22 protein-coding genes, 5 tRNA genes and 1 riboswitch are annotated in these 23,311 nt (G+C 73.3%); of the genes, 19 read left to right on the forward strand and 8 right to left on the reverse strand.

The features are described 5' to 3' along the window. The first annotated feature begins 7 nt into the window (after positions 1 to 7). The 11 genes from RND61_RS20020 (at position 8) to RND61_RS20070 (ending at position 8,452) form a co-directional block, all read left to right on the forward strand. Positions 8 to 850, forward strand: coding sequence for a protein spdB (locus tag RND61_RS20020; protein WP_315879407.1), 843 nt, complete (start codon positions 8 to 10; stop codon positions 848 to 850). Further along, the gene (locus RND61_RS20025; protein ID WP_315879379.1) at positions 850 to 1,188 is read left to right on the forward strand and encodes an RRQRL motif-containing zinc-binding protein; all 339 of its coding nucleotides are present in this window, start codon (positions 850 to 852) and stop codon (positions 1,186 to 1,188) included. The genes RND61_RS20020 and RND61_RS20025 overlap by 1 nt, the downstream gene beginning before the upstream one ends. 22 nt (positions 1,189 to 1,210) lie before the next feature. Then, the gene (locus RND61_RS20030) at positions 1,211 to 1,402 is read left to right on the forward strand and encodes a hypothetical protein (protein WP_315879380.1); all 192 of its coding nucleotides are present in this window, start codon (positions 1,211 to 1,213) and stop codon (positions 1,400 to 1,402) included. A 76-nt stretch (positions 1,403 to 1,478) separates the two neighbouring features. Next, positions 1,479 to 1,670: a hypothetical protein gene (locus RND61_RS20035; protein WP_315879381.1), complete on the forward strand. Its 192-nt coding sequence runs from the start codon at positions 1,479 to 1,481 to the stop codon at positions 1,668 to 1,670. Between the two features lie 32 nt (positions 1,671 to 1,702). Continuing rightward, positions 1,703 to 1,906: a hypothetical protein gene (locus RND61_RS20040; RefSeq protein WP_315879382.1), complete on the forward strand. Its 204-nt coding sequence runs from the start codon at positions 1,703 to 1,705 to the stop codon at positions 1,904 to 1,906. 91 nt (positions 1,907 to 1,997) lie between these two features. After that, the gene (locus RND61_RS20045) at positions 1,998 to 4,106 is read left to right on the forward strand and encodes an ATP-binding protein (RefSeq protein ID WP_315879383.1); all 2,109 of its coding nucleotides are present in this window, start codon (positions 1,998 to 2,000) and stop codon (positions 4,104 to 4,106) included. Positions 4,107 to 4,384: 278 nt separating this feature from the next. Next, entirely contained in the window at positions 4,385 to 5,338 is a 954-nt protein-coding gene (locus RND61_RS20050; protein WP_315879384.1) for a bifunctional DNA primase/polymerase, read from the forward strand. Next, on the forward strand, positions 5,335 to 5,679 hold the full coding sequence (locus tag RND61_RS20055; protein ID WP_315879385.1) for a hypothetical protein: 345 nt from the start codon (positions 5,335 to 5,337) through the stop codon (positions 5,677 to 5,679). The genes RND61_RS20050 and RND61_RS20055 overlap by 4 nt, the downstream gene beginning before the upstream one ends. Continuing rightward, positions 5,676 to 6,869 carry a DUF3631 domain-containing protein gene (locus RND61_RS20060; protein WP_315879386.1) on the forward strand — a complete coding sequence of 398 codons (1,194 nt, stop codon included), beginning with the start codon at positions 5,676 to 5,678 and terminating at the stop codon, positions 6,867 to 6,869. The genes RND61_RS20055 and RND61_RS20060 overlap by 4 nt, the downstream gene beginning before the upstream one ends. A gap of 183 nt (positions 6,870 to 7,052) precedes the next feature. Further along, on the forward strand, positions 7,053 to 7,250 hold the full coding sequence (locus RND61_RS20065) for a helix-turn-helix domain-containing protein (protein ID WP_315879387.1): 198 nt from the start codon (positions 7,053 to 7,055) through the stop codon (positions 7,248 to 7,250). Then, positions 7,250 to 8,452, forward strand: coding sequence for a site-specific integrase (locus RND61_RS20070; RefSeq protein WP_315879388.1), 1,203 nt, complete (start codon positions 7,250 to 7,252; stop codon positions 8,450 to 8,452). Before RND61_RS20065 ends, RND61_RS20070 begins: the two co-directional genes overlap by 1 nt. Before the next feature lie 1,235 nt (positions 8,453 to 9,687). Here the strand turns inward: RND61_RS20070 and RND61_RS20075 are convergent. From RND61_RS20075 to RND61_RS20090, 4 genes are all read right to left on the reverse strand, one after another. Next, positions 9,688 to 9,761 (reverse strand) — tRNA-Phe (locus RND61_RS20075). A gap of 22 nt (positions 9,762 to 9,783) precedes the next feature. Then, a tRNA-Asp gene (locus RND61_RS20080) sits at positions 9,784 to 9,858 on the reverse strand. Positions 9,859 to 9,897: 39 nt separating this feature from the next. Continuing rightward, positions 9,898 to 9,970, reverse strand: a tRNA-Glu gene (locus tag RND61_RS20085). Positions 9,971 to 10,051: 81 nt separating this feature from the next. Beyond that, positions 10,052 to 11,779, reverse strand: coding sequence for a metallophosphoesterase family protein (locus tag RND61_RS20090; RefSeq protein ID WP_315879389.1), 1,728 nt, complete (start codon positions 11,777 to 11,779; stop codon positions 10,052 to 10,054). A gap of 171 nt (positions 11,780 to 11,950) precedes the next feature. On the opposite strand from RND61_RS20090, the gene RND61_RS20095 reads away from it, so the two are divergent. From RND61_RS20095 to RND61_RS20120, 6 genes are all read left to right on the forward strand, one after another. After that, positions 11,951 to 12,301 carry a metallopeptidase family protein gene (locus RND61_RS20095; RefSeq protein WP_315879390.1) on the forward strand — a complete coding sequence of 117 codons (351 nt, stop codon included), beginning with the start codon at positions 11,951 to 11,953 and terminating at the stop codon, positions 12,299 to 12,301. Between the two features lie 121 nt (positions 12,302 to 12,422). Continuing rightward, positions 12,423 to 13,103, forward strand: a complete 681-nt coding sequence (locus RND61_RS20100) for a hypothetical protein (RefSeq protein WP_315879391.1) — start codon at positions 12,423 to 12,425, stop codon at positions 13,101 to 13,103. 226 nt (positions 13,104 to 13,329) lie between these two features. Next, positions 13,330 to 15,531, forward strand: a complete 2,202-nt coding sequence (locus tag RND61_RS20105; protein ID WP_315879392.1) for a DEAD/DEAH box helicase — start codon at positions 13,330 to 13,332, stop codon at positions 15,529 to 15,531. Positions 15,532 to 15,685: 154 nt separating this feature from the next. Next, positions 15,686 to 15,761, forward strand: a tRNA-Lys gene (locus tag RND61_RS20110). 412 nt (positions 15,762 to 16,173) lie between these two features. After that, positions 16,174 to 16,530 (forward strand): PRC-barrel domain-containing protein, encoded by a 357-nt coding sequence (locus RND61_RS20115; RefSeq protein ID WP_315879393.1) that lies wholly within the window; start codon positions 16,174 to 16,176, stop codon positions 16,528 to 16,530. A gap of 31 nt (positions 16,531 to 16,561) precedes the next feature. Beyond that, positions 16,562 to 16,726 (forward strand): hypothetical protein, encoded by a 165-nt coding sequence (locus RND61_RS20120; protein ID WP_315879394.1) that lies wholly within the window; start codon positions 16,562 to 16,564, stop codon positions 16,724 to 16,726. Between the two features lie 321 nt (positions 16,727 to 17,047). Here RND61_RS20120 and RND61_RS20125 read toward each other — a convergent pair whose 3' ends face one another. Further along, entirely contained in the window at positions 17,048 to 17,539 is a 492-nt protein-coding gene (locus RND61_RS20125) for a DUF5994 family protein (protein ID WP_315879395.1), read from the reverse strand. Between the two features lie 250 nt (positions 17,540 to 17,789). Here RND61_RS20125 and RND61_RS20130 point away from each other — a divergent pair. Then, positions 17,790 to 17,863 (forward strand) — tRNA-Met (locus RND61_RS20130). A gap of 363 nt (positions 17,864 to 18,226) precedes the next feature. After that, positions 18,227 to 18,362, forward strand: a riboswitch (cyclic di-AMP (ydaO/yuaA leader). A gap of 12 nt (positions 18,363 to 18,374) precedes the next feature. Then, the gene (locus tag RND61_RS20135; protein ID WP_315879396.1) at positions 18,375 to 19,463 is read left to right on the forward strand and encodes a M23 family metallopeptidase; all 1,089 of its coding nucleotides are present in this window, start codon (positions 18,375 to 18,377) and stop codon (positions 19,461 to 19,463) included. A 242-nt stretch (positions 19,464 to 19,705) separates the two neighbouring features. On the opposite strand, the gene RND61_RS20140 is transcribed toward RND61_RS20135, so the two are convergent. From RND61_RS20140 to lhgO, 3 genes are all read right to left on the reverse strand, one after another. Beyond that, a complete protein-coding gene (locus RND61_RS20140; protein ID WP_315879397.1) occupies positions 19,706 to 21,058 on the reverse strand; it encodes a PrsW family intramembrane metalloprotease in 1,353 nt (450 codons plus the stop codon). A gap of 87 nt (positions 21,059 to 21,145) precedes the next feature. Then, positions 21,146 to 21,865: a tRNA (guanosine(46)-N7)-methyltransferase TrmB gene (gene trmB / locus RND61_RS20145; protein ID WP_315879408.1), complete on the reverse strand. Its 720-nt coding sequence runs from the start codon at positions 21,863 to 21,865 to the stop codon at positions 21,146 to 21,148. A 254-nt stretch (positions 21,866 to 22,119) separates the two neighbouring features. Continuing rightward, positions 22,120 to 23,310 carry an L-2-hydroxyglutarate oxidase gene (gene lhgO / locus RND61_RS20150; protein ID WP_315879409.1) on the reverse strand — a complete coding sequence of 397 codons (1,191 nt, stop codon included), beginning with the start codon at positions 23,308 to 23,310 and terminating at the stop codon, positions 22,120 to 22,122. Position 23,311: the final 1 nt, after the last annotated feature.

Consider the following 23,311-nt stretch of genomic DNA (forward strand, 5'->3'; position numbering starts at 1 on the left):
CAAGACGATGCTGCCGGCCGTCGCGATGACGGTGGTGTCCATGGTGCTGACCCTCGCCGTGGTCATGATGTGGCTCGGGGCGGCGGTGCCGTGGCCCGTCGCCCTGGTCGTCGGTCTGGGGATCGACGGGGGGTGGCTGGCCACCCTCGCCTACGAGCGGCGCCTTGCCGCCCAGGGCGATCACTCCACCGGTGTCACGGCCGTCGGCTGGGGGTTCGGGCTGATCGCCACTGGGGTGTTGGTCGCGCACGCGCTCACCGTCGAGGAGAACGCGGGGGCGTGGCTGGCGGTCGCCTGGCTGCCCGTCGCCGCGAAGGCGCTGTGGTTGGTGCACGGGCTGTGGGAGCGCACCGCTTTGACCCCGGGGGCGCTCGGGGCGATCCGGGGCATTCAGCAGGACGCCCGGGACGAAGCGGCCGTGGCGCGGGCCCGGCTGCGGGCCGACGCGGTGACGGAGGAGACGCGGTTGACGGCCGTCACGCAGGCCGGGGCACGCGTCGCACGCGTCCAGGCCAAGACCGCCCGGAGCCTGGCGCGGGCGTGGTCGACGCTGGAAGCGGCCCGGGATGGGGAGGACACCGGAAGGGCACTGACCAGCGTGACGAACCGCGTCACCCCCACCGTCACGCCCTCGTGGGAACTGCCGGTATGGGGCCCGTCCGACCCGGTCCCTGCGCTGGACGCGGCGCCCGTGCTGACCGATGCGGAGCTTGACCGGCTGGTGGACCAGGTCCGCCACAGCCAGACCCCGGCCCTGTCCTACCGGGAGATGGCCACCCGCTTCCGGGCGGCCGGCCACTCCGCCTCGGAGGTCCGCCTGCGGGCCGCGTGGAAGCGCGTGGCTGCCTGATGGCCGCGATTCCCGTCTACTCCTGGCGGCTGGCCCCCGACGGACTCGCCACCCGCCGCCAGCTCCGGGCCCGGGGACTGCGGCCCGGCGGTCAGCCGGTGGCCGCTCAGCTCGAACGGTCCCGGCGCCGTCGGGGGCCGCTGGTCGCCTACCTCTACCGGCTCGACCTGGCCAAGCCCGTCCGGCCGATGACGCCCGGCCGCGCCGTCGCCCTCGCCCGTGCGATGGCGGCGCGCCGCACCTGCCCCGAGTGCCGTCGCGATGCCGGGTACTGCATCCCGCCGACGCTCGGCATGTGCGTCCCTTGCGCCTACCCCAGCCAGCAGCACGCCGCCTGACCAGCAGCAAGGGAGGAACGACATGGCGTTCAAGGCCGGAGACAAGGTGTTGATCGTCTCGTGTGATGACGACCCCCGCGCGGCCGGTCGGACGGGCCGGATCGTCGACGAGGTCCCGCCCGGCCCCCTCACGGGCGGCCGGTGGACCGTCAACGGGATCAGTTGGCTCATCGCCCCCGTCCTGTGCCACGCGCACGAGCTGCGGCCCGCCTGACGGCCGCCTGTCCCGCCCGGGCCACTACCGGGCGGGGCGGGGAGCCGGGACAGACCCGGCCCAGAAGGGGCCCCGCATGACCAGCAAGCAGCGACTCGCCGCCGACGCCGTCCGCGCCGGCCGCGACATGGTCCGCATCGGCGCCGCACACGGCATCGACTCCGACCACGCCCGCCGCGCCGCCGCCCAGGCCGACCGCGCGCTGACCGCCGCCGAGGCGGCCGGATGCACGGCCGCCGACTACGACCGCGCCCGCCGCACCCACTGACCACCCCACACCACATCCAAAGGAGACCCGTCATGGGCCTGTTCTCCCGCAAGCCGAAGACCGCCGCCCCCGCCGACGTGCTGATCACCGGCGAGGAGCTGGACCACGCCGCCCGCGCGCTGAACCGCGACGACGACGGCCCCGCCAACGCCCTGGTGGACCGCGCCGGCGACGACAAGACGGCGCGTCAGCTGATCGTCATGCGCATCCTCGGCGCGTCCGTCGACCAGCAGTAGCCACACCCCGGGGCGGCCGTCACCCGGCCAAGGACAGTCGGCCGCCCCGGGCCCCCTGATCCGCCTGTTCAGCAGACAGGAGACCTTCAGCATGACGGACAACGTCGTACACCTCTTCAAGGACCCGCCCCCCACCGAACCCCTCGCCGCGGCGGTGCCGGTGGCCGACGCCGTGGCGGTGCCGGTGCCGGTGTGGCGCCGCACCGGGCGCGCGGTCGTGAAGGCCGCCCGGGATGAGCGGACTCGGGCCGCCGGACGGGCCGTGGTCCGCCACGGCTCGTACGTGGTCGGCGGTACGCGGATCACTGCCCGCCGTGCGTGGGACGGCCGCACGGCGGCGCGGTACGAGCGGATGATCCGCGCCGCCGAGACGGCGGGGAACATGGAGGCCGCCGCGGAGTGGGAGGAGCGCGGGCGGCAGTACCGCGCCGCGCGTCACCAGCGGCGCATGGATCTGCTCACCTCCCCGGAGCGGCTGGTGAAGAACGCCGCCTACGCCACCGGCGGCACCCTCGCCGGACTCCTCCTGCTCGGCGTCGCCCTCGCGGTGGCGACGAAGGAGCCGAGCGACGTGGTGACCCCGCTCATGGCGTTGGTGGAGCTGTGCCGGCTGGTCGTTGTCATCGCGACGGTGGTGTGGGGGCCGCTGGTCACCCTCGGGCCGTGGCTGGCTCTGTGCGGCCTGTGGGCCGTCGGCCGCCACCAGCAAGCCGCCCCCCAGTGGGCCCTTCCCGCCCAGCAGCGCACCAGTGACGCGGGGGCGCCGATCACGCCGTCGATCGTCGTCACGGCCCTGCGGGATCTGGGTATCGCGCCGTTGCGGAAGGCCATCAAGGAGATGGGCGACGCCGGCGCGGCCATGCTCAGCCCGATCCGGATCGCCGGGTGTGGGGTGGAGGTGGATGTCACTCTGCCGTCGGGGGTGTCGACGCAGGAGGTGCAGGGGCGGCGGCGCAAGCTCGCGGAGAACCTCGCCAGGCATGAGCACGAGGTGTTCATCACCATCCCGACCGCGGCCCGCACCGTCCGGCTGTGGATCGCGGACTCCGGGGCGCTGGACCAGCCGATCGGGCCCTCCCCGCTCGTCCTGGACGCCGACCTGCGCGCCGACTACAAGAAGGGCCGCGCCCCGTGGGGGCAGGACCTGCGCGGCGACGCCGCGGCCTTGAGCCTGTATCAGCGGCACATGCTGGTCACGGGCCTGTCGAACCAGGGCAAGACCGCCGCCCTGCGGGCCCTCGCCCTGTGGCTGGCGCTGGACCCGATGGTGGAGTTCCGGATCGCGGACCTGAAGGGCGCCGGCGACTGGGCGATGTTCGACGGCATCGCCACCGTCCTCATCCAGGGCCCCACCGACGACCACGTCATCCAGGCCACCGAGATGGCCGAGGGCCTGGTCACCGAGATGGAACGCCGACTTCAGGCCCCTCCCGGGACGACCTTCCCGACGCTCATCGGCATCGTGGACGAAGCGCAGGTGGCGTTCATGTGCCCCGCCGTGGACGACGAGAAGCGCCCCTACGGCGGCTCCAAGGCCACGTCCCGGTACTTCATGGCGGCGCGGAAGGTCCACAACCAGGGCAGGGCGGTCAACGTGCTGCTGTACCAGGGCACGCAGGACCCCACCGACCAGAACCTCCCCAAGCTCGTCCGCGAGGGCGCCCACACCCGTGCCTCCCTCGCGCTCGGGACGGAGTCACAGGCCCGCATGGCGCTGGGAGACAAGGCCGTCGACGGTGGGGCGGCGCCGCACCTGCTGCGGCAGGGACTCGACAAGGGCACCCTCGTCGTCGCCTCCGACGGGATCGCCATCCCGGCCGGGCAGGCGTCCATCACCGTGCGCACGCACTACATCGACACCGACGCCGCCGCCGAGATCGCCGCCCGTGCGCGGGCCCTGCGCGACGGGGTCACCACCCTCACCGTCATCGACACCGACGAGCCGACCGACCCGCTCGCCGACATCGCCGCCGTCATCGGCACCGCCCCCCGCGTCCTCACCCAGGACGTGCTCCAGCGGCTGGCCACCACCAACCCGAAGGCGTACGGGGACTGGACCCACGCCGACCTGAAGCGGGTGCTGGAGGGCACCGGGGCGGAGCCCTACAAGTCCGATGGCCGCATGGTCATCGGCCGCGACCGCATCACCCGAGCCCTCACCAACCGCGAGGAAGGCGGTTCCGCTTCCGCCGCCCAGTAGAGGGAGCGCAACCCCTCACGGGCCAGGGAGGCAGGGAGAACTCCCTAACCCTCTCCCTGAGCCGCTTCCCTGGCTTTTACCTGCACAAATGATCTGCCAGGGAGGCAGGGAGGCACCCCAGCTCACAGCCCCGAAACCCCCTCCCGGGACGCACCCGCAGGGGGTGCTCACGCCTCCCTGAACCACACCACCAAGTCGTTCCGCATGAGGGCGGCCCCCTCTCGCCAAAGACCGGGGCCGCCCTCGTCCAGCTCCAACAGACCTGGAGGACATCCAGCATGACTCAACCCACCAGCATCGGGCGACCCCCCGGCGGGGACCCGCCGCCCCTGACCATCGACCTGCCCCACCTCCACCTGCTGGCCGCCGCCCTGGACGCCGCCCGGCGCGGCTGGCACGTCTTCCCCCTGCGGCCCGACCAGAAGCGCCCGGCCCTGCACGGGGAGAGTCACTGCCCGGGCACCGGCCCGTGTGCCGGTGGACACGTGAAGTGGGAGGACCGGGCCACCACCGACCCCGAGCGGGTCACCGCCGCGTGGACGGCCGGGACCTACAACATCGGCATCGCCACCGGCCCGTCCGGCTTGCTCGTCGTGGACCTGGACATGCCCAAGGGCAGTGGGGACGCCCCTTGCGGGGCGACGACCTTCCAGGCGCTCTGCGAGCGCGCCGGCCAGGTAGTCCCCACCACCTACCGGGTGCGGACCGCGAGCGGCGGACACCACTTGTACTTCCGCGCCCCGGCCGGGATGAGGCTGGGCAACACCGCGGGGACGCTGGCGCCGTTGGTCGACACCCGCGCGTGGGGCGGCTACGTCGTCGCCCCGGGCAGCACCGTCGGCGGTGCCCGCTACGGGGTGGTCGACCCCCGGCCCGTGGCCGACCTGCCCGCGTGGCTGGCCACCCTCCTCCGCACCCCGACCCCGCCCCGGCCGGTGCCGTCGCGGGCGGTGGTGGTCCGGGACGGCTCCTGCGTCGCCCGCACGGCGCTGGAGCGGGAGACGGCCGCCGTCGCGGCGACGCTGGAGGGCGGCAGGAACGCCGCTCTGCTGCGGGGCGCGCGGGCGGTGGGGCGGTTCGTGGCGTGGGGCGACATCCCCCGCGACGTCGCCGAGGAGGCGTTTCAGGAGGCGGGGGAAGCGGCGGGCCTGCCGCCGGCCGAGTGCCGCGCCACCATCCGTTCCGCCCTGGACTGGTCGATCCGCACCTGCCGGCCCCGGGAGGCGGCATGACCACCTCCCGCCGCCCCACCTTGAAAAGCCTCACCCCCGCGACCGAGCACCCGCACCCCGCCACGGCCCCGGCCCCGGGCGGCAGTGGTGCGGCGAAGGTCGTCGCCGAAGGCGTCCGCTCTGGTCCTGACCCGCACTCGGGCGACGGGCGCTGCATCGTCGCCATGCTCCACATCACCGCACCCGGCCGCGGTGCGGTGCCCACCGCCACGTCCGTCTGCGCGTGCGGCCGCAACCGCTCCGCCATCGGCCACCGCCGCGTGACCGCGCTGGTGGCCGAGCACGCCGCCCACCGCACCGCCTGCCCCCTGCGCCACCACACCGAGAGGACCGCCGCATGAACCAGCAGCACATCGACGGTGCGGCACTGCTGGACGACGTGGAGCGCTTCCACCGGCGCTTCAACGTCTTCCCGCGGGAGGCCGCCTACGTCGCGGTCGCGCTGTGGGACGCCCACGCCCACCTCCTTGACGCGTTCGACTCCACCCCGCGTCTGGCGTTCCTCTCCCCCGAGCCGGGGTCGGGGAAGTCGCGGGCGCTGGAGGTCGTGGAGACGCTGGTCCCGCGTCCGATGCTGGCGGTCAACGCGCGGGCCGCCGCGCTGTTCCGGTCCGTCTCCGACCCGGCCGGGCGGCCCACGATCCTCTTCGACGAGATCGACACCGTTTTCGGCCCCAAGGCCGGGGACAACGAGGAGCTGCGCGGCTTCCTGAACGCCGGTCACCGCCGCTCCGGGGTCACCTACCGGTGCGTCGGGGACGGCGGCAACCAGACCGTGGTGGAGTTCCCCTCCTACACGGCCGTAGCGGTCGCCGGACTCGGCTACCTGCCGGACACCATCACCACCCGGTCGGTCATCATCCGCATGCGCCGACGCGCCCGCAACGAGCGGGTGGAGCCCTTCCGGGCCCGCCTGCACGAGGCGGAGGGACACGCGCTGCGCGAGCGGCTCGCGCAGTGGGCCGACCAGGTCCGCGACGACGTCGCCGGACGGTGGCCCCAGATGCCCGACGGGGTCACCGACCGGCCCGCCGACGTGTGGGAGCCGCTGCTGTCCGTCGCGGACGCCGCCGGTGGCACCTGGCCCGACCGGGCCCGCGCCGCGTGCGTGGAACTCGTCGCCGCGGCCCGCGCCGACGACAAGGGCAGCCTCGGCATCCGCCTGCTGACCGACCTGCGCGACCACGTCATGGCGGGCATCGACCGCATGCCCACCGTCGCCGTCCTGGACCGGCTGTGCGCGCTGGACGAAGCCCCGTGGGCGGACATGAACGGCCGGCCGCTGGACTCCCGGGCCCTGGCCAAGATGCTCGGCGAGTACATGACCAGCGACAACACGCCCATCAAGGCCCGGAACATCAAGACCGCCGGGACCGTGCTGAAGGGCTACTACGCCGCCGACCTCCACGACGCCTGGCAGCGGTACTGCCCCCCACCCCCCGCAGGAGCCGCTACCTCCGCTACCGCCGCTACCCCGCAGGTCAACGGCCCCGAAACGGTAGCGGCAGAGCTGTTCCCGTCCGCTACCTGACCGCTACCCCACCGCTACCGGCCCGGCCCCGCACACCCGGGCCGGTAGCGGACCCACCCGCTACCGCTACCCCCATCCGCTACCACGGTCACACCCCTGACCAGGGCGGTAGCGGAGGTAGCGGAAGTAGCGGACCTCACAGGAAAGGGCCAAAGGCCCCCACGCCCCGCCGAGGAGGACCCGATGAGCGTCCCGCTCCCGACGAGCCACACGGCCGTGACCGTGCCCGAGGCCATGGCAGCGCTCAGGCTCAGCCGTTTCAAGGTCTACGACCTGATCCGTACCAAGCAGCTCCCCAGTTTCACGGTCGGCCGTGCCCGGCGAATCCCGGCCGATGCGCTCCACACGTTCATGCAGCACCAGCTTGAGGAGGCCGCCTGATGGCCAAGCGCGCCAATGGCGAAGGAAGCATCACGATTCGGAAGGACGGCACGTACCACGGCCGCGTCTACGTCACGGCGACCAGCGGCATCCGCAAGCGGGTATCCGTCTACGGCAAGACTCGCGACGAGGTTCGCGGGAAGATCACGGAACTCCAGGCTCAGGAGAACCAGGGCATCCCGATTCCCGACACGAACATGAACCTTGAGGACTACCTCACGTACTGGCTGGCCAAGGTGGTCAAAGTCCACCGGCGGCCCAAGACCTACCAGGGGTACGAGAGCGTCGCCCGGGTCCACCTCGTCCCCGGGCTGGGCCGGAAGAAGATCCGGACGCTCCGGGCCGCCGAGGTCCGCACGTGGCTCGCGCGCGTCGCCTCTGAGTGCCAGTGCTGCAAGCACGGGTGGGACAAGGAGCGGCGGGAGCCGGAGTGCTGTGCGGCGGGGGAGTGCTGCCAGACGCTGCTGTCCCGTCGGATGGTGCAGTCGATTCACGCCGTGCTGCGGAACGCGCTCCAGAACGCTGTACGCGAGGAGCTGATCGTGCGGAACGTCGCCCAGCTCGTCCAGGTGCCCACGCCCACGTACGACACCGGGAAGGGGCTCAGCGTCGCAGAGGCCCGCCTCCTCCTCCACCAGTCGGAGGAGGACCGGCTCCACGCGCTGTACGTCCTGGCCCTGGTCATGGGGATGCGGCGGGGCGAGCTGCTCGGGCTCAGGTGGGCCGCCGTGGACCTGGACAGGGAGACCTTGATGGTGGAACGGGCCCTCCAGCGGGTCGATGGGGCGCTGATGCTCGTCCAGCCCAAGACGCTCTCCTCTATCCGGACCGTCCCTCTTCCGCCGTTCGTGACCAAAGCCCTGGTCGACCACAAGGAGCGGCAAGCTCAGGAGCGGGCCGCCGCCGGCATCGAGTGGAAGGAACATGGGTTGGTGTTCACGTCCCGAATCGGGACGCCACTGGAGCCGGACAACCTCCGGCGGAGCTGGCACCCCCTTCGGAAGCGGTTGGGGCTGGACATCCGTTTCCATGACCTTCGGCACTCGGCGGTGTCCCTGCTGCTGGACCTGGGGGCGCCGCCGCACATCGTCCGGCAGATCGTCGGCCATAGCGACATCGGGGTGACGATGAAGGTTTACGCCCACGCGTCGCTGGACGAGCAGCGCAAGGCGCTGAGGAAGCTCGGGGACGCCCTGTCCTGACGATGGCTGCCTCATCAGCCATCGGGCAGCCATAGGCCGGTTACTAGGCGGCGAGGGCACTTACCGAATAAAGCCGGTAGGTGGCGGGGATGGAGCCCCCCGTCACCTACCGGCCTCGGCTGCTTAGCGGTTAGCCGCACTGTTCTCCAATGCCTGGCAGGAAGCCGAAAATGTTGAATATGAAATCCGTGAACCTGCAACCATCCTATTTGTGTCTCCATGTTGTTCGGAACCAGGAGGCGGCGTAATGTGGGTGTCAGAGTTGGTCGGTCTCGTGGAGTCATTCGATCGATAGCTTGGGCGGAGTGGACGCACGGGGGTGGTGCAGTCCTCTGACCTGTCGCCACATGAACAGGTGGCTATGCGGAGTCTGCTGCGCTCGGTAGCAGCCGGGGCACAACTCTCCGCAGGTACGTAATCGAGAGTCGCATGGAATGGGTGAGACGCCGTGGCACTGCAAGTTCAATTCGGGATATTCCACTGCAACGTAACCGAGGATTCTGGCGCAGACGAATGCGTCCTCAGGTGGCGGGGTCACCCCATCTGGGTTGGTGAGATGAAGGGTGGAAGGGATAGGAACGTGGATACGCGTCAGCTTTTCCCGACCAACGAAAATTTTGGAATCGTCTCGCTTACCGAAGAGGACTCGCCTGACGAAGACGACCATCTCGGGGCACACACAATCAGAACAGACGAGAAGGATCAGGGGTGGCACCGAGCGTGGTTCAAGTCGGATGAGGCGGATTACTACCTGGATTACCAAGTCATCGAGGGCTAAAGGCTGTCCCGCAACTCGGAGCACAGTCCGGTGGGCCACCGTGGCCGTATCGACTCGCCCAATTTCGCCCGGATTCCTAACCCCAGTGAAATTCCGGCGAACCATGCCACATCGGACACCGGCAAGTGGCTTCCGGAGTTACGGGACAACCTTTAGAGGGCATCTCTATGGTGCGCTCAACTATCCGAGTAGCAGTCGCCGAGGCGATGTGGGAAGGGTCGAGCTGCTGATGCCGGCCGATCCGGTTCGCGAACAACGGTGAGCCGACCACCGCCGTTACGGGGCTAAAGATCATCGTGGCAGCTCTACGTAACTCTGCGGACCCGCCGGGTGATCAATTGTCAGACAGGCCACGAGGTCGGGGGGCGGCGGCGTTGGCGTAGCGGTTGGCGTAGTGCCATGAGAACACCCCCTCCGGAAGATCCCGAAGGGGGTGTTTGCCCTGGTAGGGCGGCGGTGGCTGGGGCCGGGGTCGAACCGGCGACCTTCCGCTTTTCAGGCGGACGCTCGTACCAACTGAGCTACCCAGCCACGCAGCTCTTTCGAGCCGCAGCGGTCCTGACGGGATTTGAACCCGCGGCCTCCACCTTGACAGGGTGGCGAGCACTCCAAACTGCTCCACAGGACCAAGCATCGTGCGAGCACTAGTCTCGCACAAGGTAAAGCGTGCCCCCAACGGGATTCGAACCCGTGCTACCGCCTTGAAAGGGCGGCGTCCTGGGCCACTAGACGATGAGGGCTAAGGGCCCGCCTGGGCGCTTCTTCAGCGCGTCGGGGACGTGAGAAGCATATGGGATGGGGGGACCGTTCGCCAAAACGGTTTACGGGCGGGGTGCGGGGGCGGGGGTCCGGGCCGGTTGCGGGGGCGTCGTCGGGGCCGACCGGCCGGGCGGCTGCCGGGCCTCCGCCGGGGGTGCGGAAGACGCCCGGGCAGCCGGGGACGCCTGGGGCGCCGGGGACGCCGGGGACGCCGGAGGAGACCCGGAGGGAGACCCCGACGGGGTTCCGGTCGGGGTCGAGGACGGGTCCGGGGACGGGGACGCGCCCGGCAGGACCTCGTCCGGGACGTGCCGCGCCACCTCCGCCGTGGTCAGGCCGAGCCCGCCCAGGGTGATCTCGTCCCACGCCTGGAGCCGCCGCGTGTCCCGGTCCAGGTACAGCACCGACGCGTGGACCTTCTCCGGCTCCTCCTTCTCGACGGCCCGCAGCCCGCCGCCCCCCGTCGACCCCTCGATCTTCAGGCGGGTGCCGTTCGGCAGCACCTCGTTGACGCGCCGGTGGACGTGCCCGGACAGGACGAGCGGCACCGCGCCGTCCGTCTGGTGGGCCGCCACCGGGTTGTGGACGACCGCGATGTCCACGGGGGTGCCCGCCCGCGCCTGCGCGCGCAGGGCCTCCGCCAGCCGCCTGCCCGCCGCCCGCTCGGCGTCGTCCCCGGCGGCCACGACCGACCGGTCCGGCGTGAACTGCGGGTCGCCGACGCCGGCCACCCGCACCCCGGCGACGGTGACGGCCCGCCCGCCGTCCAGGACGTGCACGTTCCGCAGGCCCTCCAGGTACTCCTGGGTGGCCGCCGAGTCGTGGTTGCCGCGGACCCACACGTACGGCGCGCCGAGGCTGCTGATCGGGTTCAGGAAGACGTTCTCGGCGGCGCTCCCGTGGTCCATCGTGTCGCCCGAGTCGATGATCAGGTCGATGTCGTACTGCTCCACGAGCGAGCCGACGATGTGCCACGACGCCGGGTTCAGGTGGATGTCGGAGACGTGCAGGACGCGGATCGTCGCCGGGTCGGGCTGGTACGTCGGGAGGGTCGACGTCGCGTCGTACAGCTTCGTCACGTTCGTGACGAGCCGGGCCAGTTCCTTCTGGTACACATCGAACTCGGTGACGATCGACCGCGCGCTGCCGACGACCGACGGGGCGCTGCTGAGGAGCCCCGAGAAGCGGGGCTCCAGGACCGACTTGGGGTTCCACGTCGCGTACGCCGACGCGCCCGACGCCGCGAGCAGCGCCAGCGCCAGCCCCCCGGCCGCCAGGGCGCGGCGCGGACGGCGGTAGACGGCGAGGCCGAGCGCGGTGGCGCCGGAGACGACGGCGACGCAGGAGCGGACGGCCAGTTCGCGGGTGCCGTCCAGGACGTCGGCGGTGATCTCCTCCTGGAGGCCGGAGATCCGCTCGGGGTGCTCGACGAGGGCCCGGGAGCGGACCGGGTCCAACTGGTCGACGTCCACGTCGAGCCGGATGGGGGCCGTGTGGGAGTCCAGGTCGAGGGCGCCGAGCGGGGAGACGTTGATGCTCGTGCCGCCGGTGAGGGACGGGCGGAGCGCCATGCTCGTGTCCACCGGTCCGACCGGGGCGCGCACGCCGCCGACGGCCAGCAGGCCCAGCCACGCCCCGGCGGCGACCACCGCGAGCAGCCCCAGGGCGCGGACCAGGGGGTGCGGGGCGGGGGCGAGCGGGCCGGGGAGCACCGCGGAGCCGGTGCGGCGACCGCGGCGGGCGGAGCGGCCGGGGCGGACCGGTGCGCGGTCCCCCGTTCGGCTCCCCATGCGGCTTCCCGCTCGGCTTCCCGTTCGGCTTCCCACGCGGCGCAGGGCTCGGGCGATACGGGCGTACGAGGTACGGACGACTGCTCGGGCCATTGGGGCCGTATGCCCGTGGGGCCGCGCGGCTATGCCCGTACGCCCCCGGGCGCGCCCCTCATCCACGACAATGGGCGAGTGCTGGAGATGACGCGCGAGGAGTTCGAGGAACTGGTGGCCGAGGCGCTCGACCGGATCCCACCGGAGCTCACCCGGCTGATGGACAACGTCGCCGTGTTCGTGGAGGACGAGCCGCCCGCGGACGACCCCGACCTGCTCGGGCTGTACGAGGGGACCCCGCTCACCGACCGCGGCGAGTGGTACGCGGGCGTGCTGCCCGACCGGATCACCATCTACCGGGGGCCGACGTTGCGGATGTGCGGGTCCCGCGAGGACGTGGTCGCCGAGACGGAGATCACCGTGGTGCACGAGATCGCCCACCACTTCGGCATCGACGACGCGCGGCTGCACGAACTGGGATACGGCTGACCGGTGCCCCGTGCGGGCGTGTCCCCCACGGGGGGAGGGGAGTTGGGCAGGGAAACCCCGTCCGTCCCCCCGGGATTTCCGTTCCGGTCCGGGAGTCCCCGCCCGTCTTGGAGGTGCCTCCGTGCGCCAGCTGCCCGCACCCGTCCGATGGGCCGTCACCGCGGTGGCGGTCGTGGCCTCCGCCGGCTCCGTCAGCGGCTGCATGAGCGTGTCCGACGACAGCGCCAAGCCGCGGCCGCGCGAGGCGGTGGACCCGTCCGGGGCGGCGGCGGCCGAGGGGGACGCCGGGGCGGCGGCGAGCGAGGGCGGGTACGAGCCGCGCGGCGCGGGGAACCCGGGCGGGACGGCGGGCGACGACGGCGCGGGCGGCGGGGCCGGCCCGTCGGCGGCGCCTTCCTCGTCCACCTCCCCGTCCCCGCCGTCCGGCCGGGGCGGCGGGGACGGGGAGGGCGCGGGCCACGGGGGGCGGCCCTCGCCCGGCCCCGGCGCCGACCCCGGAGGCGGGCCGGGGCCGGACGGCTCCGAGGGCGGCCACGGCGGCACGGGCGGCCACGGCGGCTCCGGGGGCGGCCACGGTGGTACGGGGCCCGGCGAGCCGCCCGCGTCGCCCTCCGCGCCCGCCCCGCCGCCCGAGCCGGACCCCACGCCGACGCCGCAGGCGAGCGAGCCGCCCGCGACCGGCCCGACGGACCCGCCGGCCGCGTCGCCCCCCGCCGAGACCCGCACCGAAGCGCTGCGCGCCCCCTCCCCGTCCACCGGCTGCCCGGAGCCGGCCGCGTCCCCGCAGGGCGCTCCCGTGTGACGGGAGTCGCACCCGCGCGGCGGGGAGCGGCTTGCGCCGGGTGGGGGGAGGTGCGTATGGTGGTAGATCGTTTGATCCCATTTGCCCGGCGCCGTGACCGAAGCGCGCCGCGTGGCGCGTACTCTCCCTTGCCGTGGCTGACCGCATCGAGGCGGTCGATTTGCTAAGCAGCGAAACACGGAGTTGACGGGCGCGTGCCGAGACTCCGGAAGGTTTCGCATTTCGCATGTCCATTTCCCACACTGACGCCGTCCTGACCGCGACCGAGAACGACGAGCCGACCGCCGTCGTCACCGAGGACGAGGCGATCGAGGAGATCGCCGCGACCGACGCCGTCGACACCGACGCCGCCGAGACCGACGACGCCGACGACGCCGTCACCTTCGGCGACCTCGGGCTCCCCGAGGGCGTCGTCCGCAAGCTCGCCCAGAACGGCGTCACCGTCCCGTTCCCGATCCAGGCCGCGACCATCCCGGACGCCCTGGCCGGCAAGGACATCCTCGGCCGGGGCCGCACCGGCTCCGGCAAGACCCTCTCCTTCGGCCTGCCGCTGCTCGCCACGCTGGCCGGCGGCCACACCGAGAAGAAGAAGCCCCGCGGCGTCATCCTCACCCCGACCCGCGAGCTCGCGATGCAGGTCGCGGACGCCCTCCAGCCGTACGGCGACGTGCTCGGCCTGAAGATGAAGGTCGTCTGCGGCGGTACGTCGATGGGCAACCAGATCTACGCCCTGGAGCGCGGCGTCGACGTCCTCGTCGCCACGCCGGGCCGGCTGCGCGACGTCATCAACCGCGGCGCCTGCTCCCTGGAGCAGGTCCAGGTCGCCGTCCTCGACGAGGCCGACCAGATGGCCGACCTGGGCTTCCTGCCCGAGGTCACCGAGCTCCTCGACCAGGTCCCGGCCGGCGGCCAGCGCATGCTCTTCTCCGCGACCATGGAGAACGAGATCGCGACGCTCGTCAAGCGCTACCTGAACGACCCGGTCAACCACGAGGTCGACAGCGCCCAGGGCAACGTCACGACCATGTCCCACCACGTCCTCGTCGTGAAGCCGAAGGACAAGGCGCCGGTCACGTCCGCGATCGCCGCCCGCAAGGGCCGCACGATCATCTTCGTCCGCACCCAGCTGGGCGCCGACCGCGTCGCCGAGCAGCTGCGCGACGCCGGCGTGAAGGCCGACGCGCTGCACGGCGGCATGACGCAGGGCGCCCGCACGCGGACGCTGGCCGACTTCAAGGACGGGTACGTGAACGTGCTCGTCGCCACGGACGTCGCCGCGCGCGGCATCCACGTGGACGGCATCGACCTGGTGCTGAACGTCGACCCGGCCGGCGACCACAAGGACTACCTGCACCGTTCGGGCCGCACGGCGCGCGCCGGCCGCTCCGGTGTCGTGGTCTCCCTGGCGCTGCCGCACCAGCGCCGCCAGATCTTCCGCCTCATGGAGGACGCCGGTGTCGACGCCTCCCGCCACATCATCGGCCAGGGCGGTGCCTTCGACCCCGAGGTCGCCGAGATCACCGGTGCCCGGTCGCTGACGGAGGTGCAGGCCGACTCGGCCAGCAACGCCGCCAAGCAGGCCGAGCGCGAGGCCGCCGACCTGGCCAAGCAGCTGGAGCGCGTGCAGCGCCGCGCCGCGGAGCTCCGCGAGGAGGCCGACCGCCTGATCGCCCGCGCGGCGCGCGAGCGGGGCGAGGACCCGGAGAAGGCCGTGGCGGAAGCCGCGGAGGCGATCGCGGCCGAGGCGGCTCCGGCCGCCGCCGAGACCGAGGTGCCCGTCCCCGCCCAGCGGGAGGAGCGCCCCTCGTACGAGCGCCGGGAGGACCGCGGCTTCGGCCGTGACCGCCGGGACGACCGTCGTGACGACCGGGGCGGCGACCGCGGCGGGTTCCGCCGTGACGACCGACCGTCGTACAACCGTGACCGTCGTGACGACCGGGGCGGGGACCGCGGCGGGTTCCGCCGTGACGACCGTCCGTCGTTCAACCGGGACCGTCGTGACGACCGGGGTGGCGACCGTCGGGACGACCGTGGTGGGTTCCGCCGTGACGACCGTCCGTCGTCGTACGAGCGTCGTGACGACCGTCCGTCGTTCAACCGGGACCGTCGTGACGACCGAGGTGGCGACCGTCGGGACGACCGTGGTGGGTTCCGCCGTGACGACCGTCCGTCGTCGTACGAGCGTCGTGACGACCGTCCGTCGTTCAACCGCGACCGCCGCGACGACCGGGGTGGCGACCGCGGCGGGTTCCGCCGCACGGACCGCCCGTTCAACCGCGACCGCCGCGACGACCGCCCCGCGGGCGGCCACCGCCCCGCCGGCCACGACCGCCCGTACGGTCGTCGTGACGACCGCCGCGACGACCACCGGGGCACCGGCTCCTTCGGCCGCCGCGACGACAAGCCGCGCTGGAAGCGCAACGGCTGACACTCCGTAGGACCCCTCGGACGGGCCCGTACGCGACACCCAGGTGCCGTGCGCGGGCCCGTCCGCCTTTCGGGACGCGCCGGAAACGGGTGTTGTGCCGATACCCGATCGGCTCACGTCCTCCGGCGGGCTATGCTCGGGGATGACCCGTCGAGGGCCCTTAGCTCAATTGGCAGAGCAGCGGACTTTTAATCCGTTGGTTGTGGGTTCGAGTCCCACAGGGCCTACCAGGTCGGAGCCGCCGCGAGGCTTCGGTCACCGGGTTCGTGCCCCGGTCGGTTTCCCCGGCCGGGGCACACGTGTGCCGGGACCCGTTCCGCGCGCCGGTGGCTCCGGTACGGCGGTGGCTCCGGTAAGGCGGCGGCCCGGTACGTCGGTGGCTCCGGTACGGAGGGGGCTCGGGGGCGGCGGTGGCCCGGTACGTCGGTGGCTCCGGTACGGAGGGGGCTCGGGGGCGGCGGGGCCGACCGCCGGGAGGGGTACGCGGGGCCGGGCTCCGCGGCACGGCCGGTCGAGCCCGTGTGGCGGCCGGGGGAGGGTCGGGGCAGGCTGGAAGGAGACAGGGGCGGGCACGTCGTCGCGCCGCCGCCGACCGGTGGAGCGGCCCTGCCCGGAGCGCGGCCCGACCAGGGAGCAAACCGCATGATCCATCCAGCAGACATCCGGGAGTGGCGGAACCGGGACGTCGTGGACCCGAAGGGGCACAAGATCGGCGTGCTGGAGGCGATCTACGTGAGCACCGCGACGGACGAACCCGCCATGGCCACCGTCCGGACGGGGCTGCCCACCCGCCAGCGCCTGGTGTTCGTCCCGCTCGACGACGCGACCGTCGGACCGGGCTACGTCAGGGTCCCGTACGACAGGGGCACGGTCCGCAAGTCCCCCGCCATCGGTACCGACGACGTGCTCGCCGCCGAGGACGAGCAAGCCGTCTTCCACCACTACGGCCTGGCCTACCGGCCCGGTGCCGCCGGCGAACGGCAACTCGCGCGCCGTTGAACCGGACCGTCGCACGGAGGAGTTCCAGACCATGGCGATCTTCCTGTTCCTCGTCCTCGTGGCCGTCGTGCTCGGCCTCATCGGCGTCGCGGTCAAGGGGATGATGTACCTGCTGATCATCGGTGCCGTCGTCCTCGTGGCCGACCTGATCTTCTTCGGCGCCCATCTCTCCCGGCGCGGCGCCCGGAGGCGCTAGGCGGCCCTCCGCGCGGCCCGCGCGGCGGGCCGGCCCCGTGGGGCCCGTGGGGCGGGGTGGCCCGTGGGGCCCGTGGGGCGGGGTGGCCCGTGGGGCCCGCGCGGCGGGGTGGCCCGTGGGGCCCGTGTTTCCGTGGGGCCGGGTGGCCTGTGGAGAGTCCGTGTGGGGGATCGGCCCGTGGGGCTCGGGTGGGTCGGTCCCGTGGGGCCCGCGCGGCGGGGCGGTCCTGCGGTGGGCCAGTGCGGCGGGGCGGCTCGCGGCGGGACGGCCCCGCGCGGGTCGGTGCGTCCGCGCGGGTCGGTGCGGTGGTCCCCGCACGGGTCAGCCCCGGGGAGGGCCGGCCCTCCGCCCGGTGCGCGTGTCGACGAGGATCTGCCGGGCCTGCGTGACGTTGTCGGCGCGGACGGCCTGCGCCATCGCGGTGCGCGCCTCGTCCCGGGGCGTGTCCGGAGGCACGACGAGCAGCGAGAAGTGGTCCTGGTCCCCGCGGGTGACCAGGACGGTGTCGTCCCCGACGGGGAACGAGTCGATGCGCACCACCCGCTCGTCGACGACCAGCCGGGCCGGGAGCCCCTCCCAGGCGGCGGCGTCCAGGCCGACGCGGGAGATCGGGCCGAGGTGCTCGGTCAGGGCGCTCACCAGGGCGGGCAGCTCCTCCGCGATGTCATGGGAGCGCGGCCACCACGCCCCGTCGAGGACGCCCTCGCGGGAGCGGGTCGTCTCCAGCCGCAGGAGCGCCGTCCCCGGTTCCACCGCTTCGTGGAGGGTGTCCGGCAGGTGCCCGGGGGCGGGAGGCGTGTCGGAGTGGGCCATGCTGATGTCCGCCTGTCTACGGGATCCGGTCCCTTCGGCGAACCGGACGTCCACCACTTCCCACGGTACTCCGCCCGCCCCGGTCACCGGGGGTCCGCGACCTCCTCCGGGAGGGAGGGCCGAGCCGGGCGGCCGGGCTCGCGCGGCGTGGTTCCGGGCCTCCGGAGAGGGGCCGCCGGAAACTTTCCGGCCGTGGAGTGCGAAATGGTGAATGACCTTCGCTGGAATAGCGTAAGGTGGTGTTCATCGACGCGGGGTGGAGCAGCTCGGTAGCTCGCTGGGCTCATAACCCAGAGGTCGCAGGTTCAAATCCTGTCCCCGCTACTGAAACCGAAGGCCCGGTGCACACAGCACCGGGCCTTCGGCGTGTCTGCGTGTCTGCGGGGCCGGGTGTCCGGGTGTCTGCGCGGCAGGTCGGCGGGGCACCGGGGCCGGTATCTACCCTGCGTGATCGACAGGCCGCTCTGTGCGATAACAATTGACACACAGTCAGAAATTTGATCGAGGAGTTTCGGGGGCGCGACCGCCTGACAAGGGGTCAATTTGCTGTGACTTGTCCCTTTATAGGGCCTTGATTCACTGCCGAGTGAGCGAGGTGTTCCCGGGAGCGGCTTGGAATACGGGCCCGGCTTCTATTAACGTTCGATAACGCAGCGCGGTCGTATCAGTCGTCGCAGAAGGCGGCGCCGTGCGCATGCGCCGAATCCCGCAAGGGAACCGGGGAACCACCGCACTTGGGGTGAATCGGGCCTTCACCGGCCCGTAGGGGACCTTCCTGCTCCGAACCCGTCAGCTAACCCGGTAGGCGGAGAAGGAAGGAAAGGAGTACGCCTCCGTGGCGTCCAACAGGCCTGCCCCCGAAGCCCCCTTCGGCTCGTACGACACGACCGGCCGTCCCACCGATTCGGGACCTCCGGCCACCGCCGCCCCCGCGGCCGCCTCCGAGTGGAACCCCACCGAGGAGACCGTCCGCCCCGTCCGGGGCCGGCACCGTGTGGTCAAGCAGCGCGGCGGCCTCGCCCGCAGCTCCACCGTCCTCGGGGTCGGCGTCATCGCCGCCGTCGGCGCGGGCGGCATGGCCACCGCGCACGACAAGCCCAGCGTCGCGATATCCCTGCCGGACATCAACCTCCCCGACGCCTCCTCGCTCCCCGGCGTCGGCGCGTTCCTCGGCGACGACGCGGACGACGCCCCCGACGAGGCCCCCGCCTCCGCCGGTCTCGCCACGCTCGCCCTGTCCACCGGGAACGGCCCCGCCGACGCCCGGGGCGCCGGTGCCGAGGCCGACGCGGGCGAGGCGCTGCGGGCGCGCATCCTCCAGCAGGCCGAGCAGCAGCAGGCGTCCGCCGAGGCCGAGGCCCGGGCCGCCGCCGAGAAGGCGGCCGCGGAGAAGGCCGCGGAGGAGGCCGCCGCCCAGCAGGCCGCCGCCGAGGCCGAGGCGAAGGCCGCCGAGAAGGAGCGCAAGCGCGCCGAGGCGGAAGCCACCGCGAAGGCCGAGGCCAAGCGCCTGGCCAAGCTCGCCGCGAGCTACGCCCTGCCGACCTCCTCGTACACGATCACCTCCACGTACGGCCAGGCCGGCTCCATGTGGTCCTCCGGCTACCACACCGGCCTCGACCTGGCCGCCCCCACCGGCACCCCGGCCAACGCCGTCCACAGCGGTACCGTCAAGTCGGCCGGCTGGTCCGGTGCGTACGGCTACCGCGTCGTGCTGGAGCTGGCGGACGGCACCGAGGTCTGGTACTGCCACCTCTCCTCGATGACCGTCAGCGCCGGGCAGTCCGTCGGCACCGGCGACACGATCGGCCGCGTCGGTTCGACCGGCAACGTCACCGGGGCGCACCTCCACCTGGAGGTCCACACCGCCTCCGGCAGCGGCATCGACCCGCTGGCCTGGCTGCGCGGCAAGGGCCTCACCATCTGACACCCCGGCGCCCCGACGCGTCCCGGTACCCCGGCGCGTCCCGCGCCGGACCCCGATCCCGGCAGCCCCGGCGGCACACCCCCCGACGCCAGGGCTGCCGGTCCGCTCTTCCCGGCCCCGGGTCCCGACCGTGCTCTGGTCCCGGGGCCCGGCCGCGCCCCCGGTTCCGCGCCCCGGTTCCGCGCCCCGCTCTCGGGGCCCGGCCGTGTTTCGGGCCCGGCCGCGCCCCAGCCCGTACGGCCTCAGTAGCGGTACGGGTTGTAGCCCGCGTAGTCGCGGTGCGGCGGCGGCGTCCACACCCGGCCCGTCGCGCGCGCCGCGAACGTCAGGGCCGGGGCGGCCACCTCCTTCCGCTGCCACATGTGGTGCAGCAGCTCCTGCTCCCGCGCCGTGAAGTCCTGGTCCGCCACACCCCGCCGCGCCCGGTACCGCAGGAACGCCAGGGACGTCGCGAACGCCTCGTACTCGCCCACCGACCGCGCCGCCGCCGGGCCGAACGTGCGCGCCGCGTAGGACCGCGCCAGGCTCCGCGCCCGCATCGACGACAGCGCGAGCGGCTCGTCGGCGGACAGCCAACCGGCCGCCGCGTACGCCGGCAGCTCGCCGGATATCGTCCGCAGCTCCCGCTGGCGCGTCCATATCACCAGCCACGTCAGCAGACCCAGCGCCGGCAGCATGAACGCCCCGTACACGAGGAGGAAGCCCCACGGCCCGAACGTCGTCGAGCCGTTCCACAGCGCGTGCACCCCCATCGCCAGGACCAGCCCCAGCAGCGGCAGCAGCGTCCGCACCACCCTGCGCCGGCGCGCCGTCATCGCGGCGACGCCGAACCCGATGCCCGTCAGGACCGTGAACAGCGGGTGCGCGAACGGCGACATCACGACCCGGACGAAGAACGTCACCGCCGTCACCGACTCGAAGCCGGACGTCCCGAACTCCTGGTCCTCGTCGAAGGCGCTCCCCAGGTACAGGATGTTCTCGGTGAACGCGAAGCCCGTCGCCGTGAACCCGGCGACGACCACGCCGTCGACCAGCCCCGTGAAGTCCCGCCTGCGGAACAGGAAGACCAGCAGGATCGCGACGGCCTTCGCGCCCTCCTCCACGACGGGGGCGACGACGGTCGCGCCGAGCGTGTCCGCCGACGTCGGGTCCGCCGTCGCCGTGGCTATCCAGCGCGTCGCGAACGTGTTGGCGAGGATCGCGACGAGCGCCGCCGCGAACGCCCCCCAGGCGAAGGCGAACAGCAGGTTCCTCCACGGGCCCGGCTCCACCCGGTCCAGCCAGCGGAACGCCGCCGCCAGCAGCGGTACGGGCAGCAGCGCCAGCCCGAGGCCGACCACGAAACCCGCCGTTCCCGTCTGCTCCCGCACCAGCGCCAGGATCACCAGGGCGCACAGGGCCAGCACCAGGATCACGGCCGAGGCGCGCACCGCCCTGCTGCGCCAGAACGCGCCCCGCGGCTTGTACCGCCAACGGACCCGGTCCGGCACGGCGTCGAACGACGGCCGCGGGTGGTATGCCGGGATGGCCGGCTGGGCGGGGCCGGCCGGCGGAGGGGTCCGCGGTGCGGAGCGGGGCGCGCGCGAATCTGACACCCGATGGACCCTAGACGGCCGGACTGACACTCCGCGAGCGCGTTGTGGACAAGCGCGAGTACGTTGTGGACGAGCGCGGCCGGGCCGTCACGCGCGGGCGAACAGCAGGTCGCGGACGACGTGCCCCTTCTCCAGGCCCTGCCCCTCGAACCGGGTCAGCGGGCGGAAGCCGGGCCGGGGCGCGAAGCCGCCGCCGGGTGCCGTGTTCTCGAAGTCCGGGTGCGCCGTCAGTACCTCCAGCATCTGCTCCGCGTACGGCTCCCAGTCCGTCGCGCAGTGCAGGACCGCGCCCGGCTTCATCCGGGTCGCGACGAGGCTCAGGAACTCGGGCTGGATCAGCCGCCGCTTGTGGTGCCGCTTCTTCGGCCACGGGTCCGGGAAGTACACGCGGACGCCGGCGAGCGCGGCGGGCGGCAGCATCTCGCGGAGCAGGATGATCGCGTCGCCGTTCGCGACGCGGACGTTCGTGAGGCCGTTCCGCTCGGCGAGGCCCAGCAGGTTGCCCTGCCCCGGGGTGTGCACGTCCACGGCGAGGATGCCGGTCGACGGGTCGTCGGCGGCCATCCGCGCGGTGGCCTCGCCCATGCCGAAGCCGATCTCCAGGACGACCGGGAGCCCGCCGAACATCTCGTCCAGGTCGAGGACGCGCCGCCCGTCGATGTCCAGGCCCCAGGTGGGCCACAGGCGGCGCAGCGCGTCGGCCTGGCCGGCGGTGACGCGGCTGCGGCGCGGCTGGAAGCTGCGGATGCGGCGCTCGAAGTGGGAGCCGGCCGGGTCGGGCGAGGGCCCGGTCCCGTCGGGGAACATCCGGCTGCCGCGGCGCGACGCGGGCACGCCGGAGCCCCCGCCGGACACGGGCGGCTGCCCGCCGACCGCCTCGGGCGCGGTCGCCCCGGGCGCGGTCACCTCGGCAGCGGACACCTCGGGCGCGGGGGCTCCGGGCGCGGGCGCGGGGGCTCCCGGGGTACGGGGCCTGACGGGAGCGGGGGTCGTGGGGGGCGTGCTCGACGCGGTCTTCTCGGACACAGTGCCTTCGATTCTACGAACCCTCCCCGCGTTCCCTACCCGATCAAGTGCGCCAGGGCCCGCCGGGCCACCTCCCGCCCGATCGGCAGGGACGCCGTCGCCGCGGGCGAGGGGGCGTTCAGCACGTGCACCGTGCGCGGCGCCTCCCGGATCAGGAAGTCGTCCACCAGCGTCCCGTCCCGCAGCACCGCCTGCGCCCGCACGCCCGCCGGGGCCGGCCGCAGGTCGGCGGCGGTCGCCTCGGGCAGCAGCCGCCGCACCGCCTCCGTGAAGGCCGGCTTCGACAGCGACCTGCGCAGCTCGCCCGCCCCGTACCGCCAGTGCCGCCGGGCGATCGCCCACGTGCCGGGCCAGGCCAGCGTCCCGGCCAGCTCCCCGGGCCGCACGACGAGCCGGCCGTACCCCTCGCGGGCCAGCGCGGGGACCGCGTTCGGACCGACGTGGACGCCCCCGCCGACACCCCGCGTCAGGTGCACGCCGAGGAACGGGAACGCCGGGTCCGGCACCGGGTACACCAGGCCCCGCACCAGCTCGGGCCGGGCCAGCTCGTAGTACTCGCCCCGGAACGGCACGATCCGCATGCCCGGCTCGTCCCCCGCGAGCCGCGCCACCGCGTCGCAGTGCAACCCCGCGCAGTTCACCAGCGCCCGCGCGCGCACCACGGCACCGTCCGCCGTGCGCACCGCCACGCCCCGGGGCCGCCGGTCGACGGCGGTGACCCGCGCCCCGTACCGCACCTCCGCGCCGGACTCCTCGGCGAGCCGCTCCGCCACCGCGCCGTAGTCGCAGATCCCCGTCGTGCCGACGTGGATCGCGGCGATGCCCCGCACGCTCGGCTCGTACGCGCCGATCTGGGCCGGACCCAGCTCGCGCACCGGGATGCCGTTCTCCCGGCCGCGCTGGACCAGGGCGTGCAGCCGGGGCAGCTCGGAGCGGTCCGTGGCGACGATCAGCTTGCCGGTGACCTCGTGCGGCAGCCCGTACTCGGCGCAGAACTTCACCATCTCGGCCGCGCCCCGCACCGCGAACCGCGCCTTCAGGGAACCCGGGCGGTAGTAGATGCCGCTGTGGATGACGCCGCTGTTGCGGCCCGTCTGGTGGCGGGCGGGGCCGGGCTCCTTCTCCAGGACCGTCACGCGCGTGCCGGGCGCGGCCCGCGAGAGCGCGTACGCCGTCGACAGCCCGATGATCCCGCCGCCGACCACCAGGACGTCGCAGTCGAACATG

This window comes from Streptomyces tamarix, from assembly GCF_032423885.1.
GTDB lineage: Bacteria > Actinomycetota > Actinomycetes > Streptomycetales > Streptomycetaceae > Streptomyces > Streptomyces tamarix.

Excerpts from the sequence above, each read along its gene's own strand:
- RND61_RS20020 (WP_315879407.1), top strand. The coding sequence starts at position 8 with ATGCTGCCGGCCGTCGCGATGACGGTGGTGTCCATGGTGCTGACCCTC.
- RND61_RS20025 (WP_315879379.1), top strand. The coding sequence starts at position 850 with ATGGCCGCGATTCCCGTCTACTCCTGGCGGCTGGCCCCCGACGGACTC.
- RND61_RS20030 (WP_315879380.1), top strand. The coding sequence starts at position 1,211 with ATGGCGTTCAAGGCCGGAGACAAGGTGTTGATCGTCTCGTGTGATGAC.
- RND61_RS20035 (WP_315879381.1), top strand. The coding sequence starts at position 1,479 with ATGACCAGCAAGCAGCGACTCGCCGCCGACGCCGTCCGCGCCGGCCGC.
- RND61_RS20040 (WP_315879382.1), top strand. The coding sequence starts at position 1,703 with ATGGGCCTGTTCTCCCGCAAGCCGAAGACCGCCGCCCCCGCCGACGTG.
- RND61_RS20045 (WP_315879383.1), top strand. The coding sequence starts at position 1,998 with ATGACGGACAACGTCGTACACCTCTTCAAGGACCCGCCCCCCACCGAA.
- RND61_RS20050 (WP_315879384.1), top strand. The coding sequence starts at position 4,385 with ATGACTCAACCCACCAGCATCGGGCGACCCCCCGGCGGGGACCCGCCG.
- RND61_RS20055 (WP_315879385.1), top strand. The coding sequence starts at position 5,335 with ATGACCACCTCCCGCCGCCCCACCTTGAAAAGCCTCACCCCCGCGACC.
- RND61_RS20060 (WP_315879386.1), top strand. The coding sequence starts at position 5,676 with ATGAACCAGCAGCACATCGACGGTGCGGCACTGCTGGACGACGTGGAG.
- RND61_RS20065 (WP_315879387.1), top strand. The coding sequence starts at position 7,053 with ATGAGCGTCCCGCTCCCGACGAGCCACACGGCCGTGACCGTGCCCGAG.
- RND61_RS20070 (WP_315879388.1), top strand. The coding sequence starts at position 7,250 with ATGGCCAAGCGCGCCAATGGCGAAGGAAGCATCACGATTCGGAAGGAC.
- RND61_RS20090 (WP_315879389.1), bottom strand. The coding sequence starts at position 11,779 with ATGGGGAGCCGAACGGGGGACCGCGCACCGGTCCGCCCCGGCCGCTCC.
- RND61_RS20105 (WP_315879392.1), top strand. The coding sequence starts at position 13,330 with ATGTCCATTTCCCACACTGACGCCGTCCTGACCGCGACCGAGAACGAC.
- RND61_RS20115 (WP_315879393.1), top strand. The coding sequence starts at position 16,174 with ATGATCCATCCAGCAGACATCCGGGAGTGGCGGAACCGGGACGTCGTG.
- RND61_RS20120 (WP_315879394.1), top strand. The coding sequence starts at position 16,562 with ATGGCGATCTTCCTGTTCCTCGTCCTCGTGGCCGTCGTGCTCGGCCTC.
- RND61_RS20125 (WP_315879395.1), bottom strand. The coding sequence starts at position 17,539 with ATGGCCCACTCCGACACGCCTCCCGCCCCCGGGCACCTGCCGGACACC.
- trmB (WP_315879408.1), bottom strand. The coding sequence starts at position 21,865 with ATGTTCCCCGACGGGACCGGGCCCTCGCCCGACCCGGCCGGCTCCCAC.
- lhgO (WP_315879409.1), bottom strand. The coding sequence starts at position 23,310 with ATGTTCGACTGCGACGTCCTGGTGGTCGGCGGCGGGATCATCGGGCTG.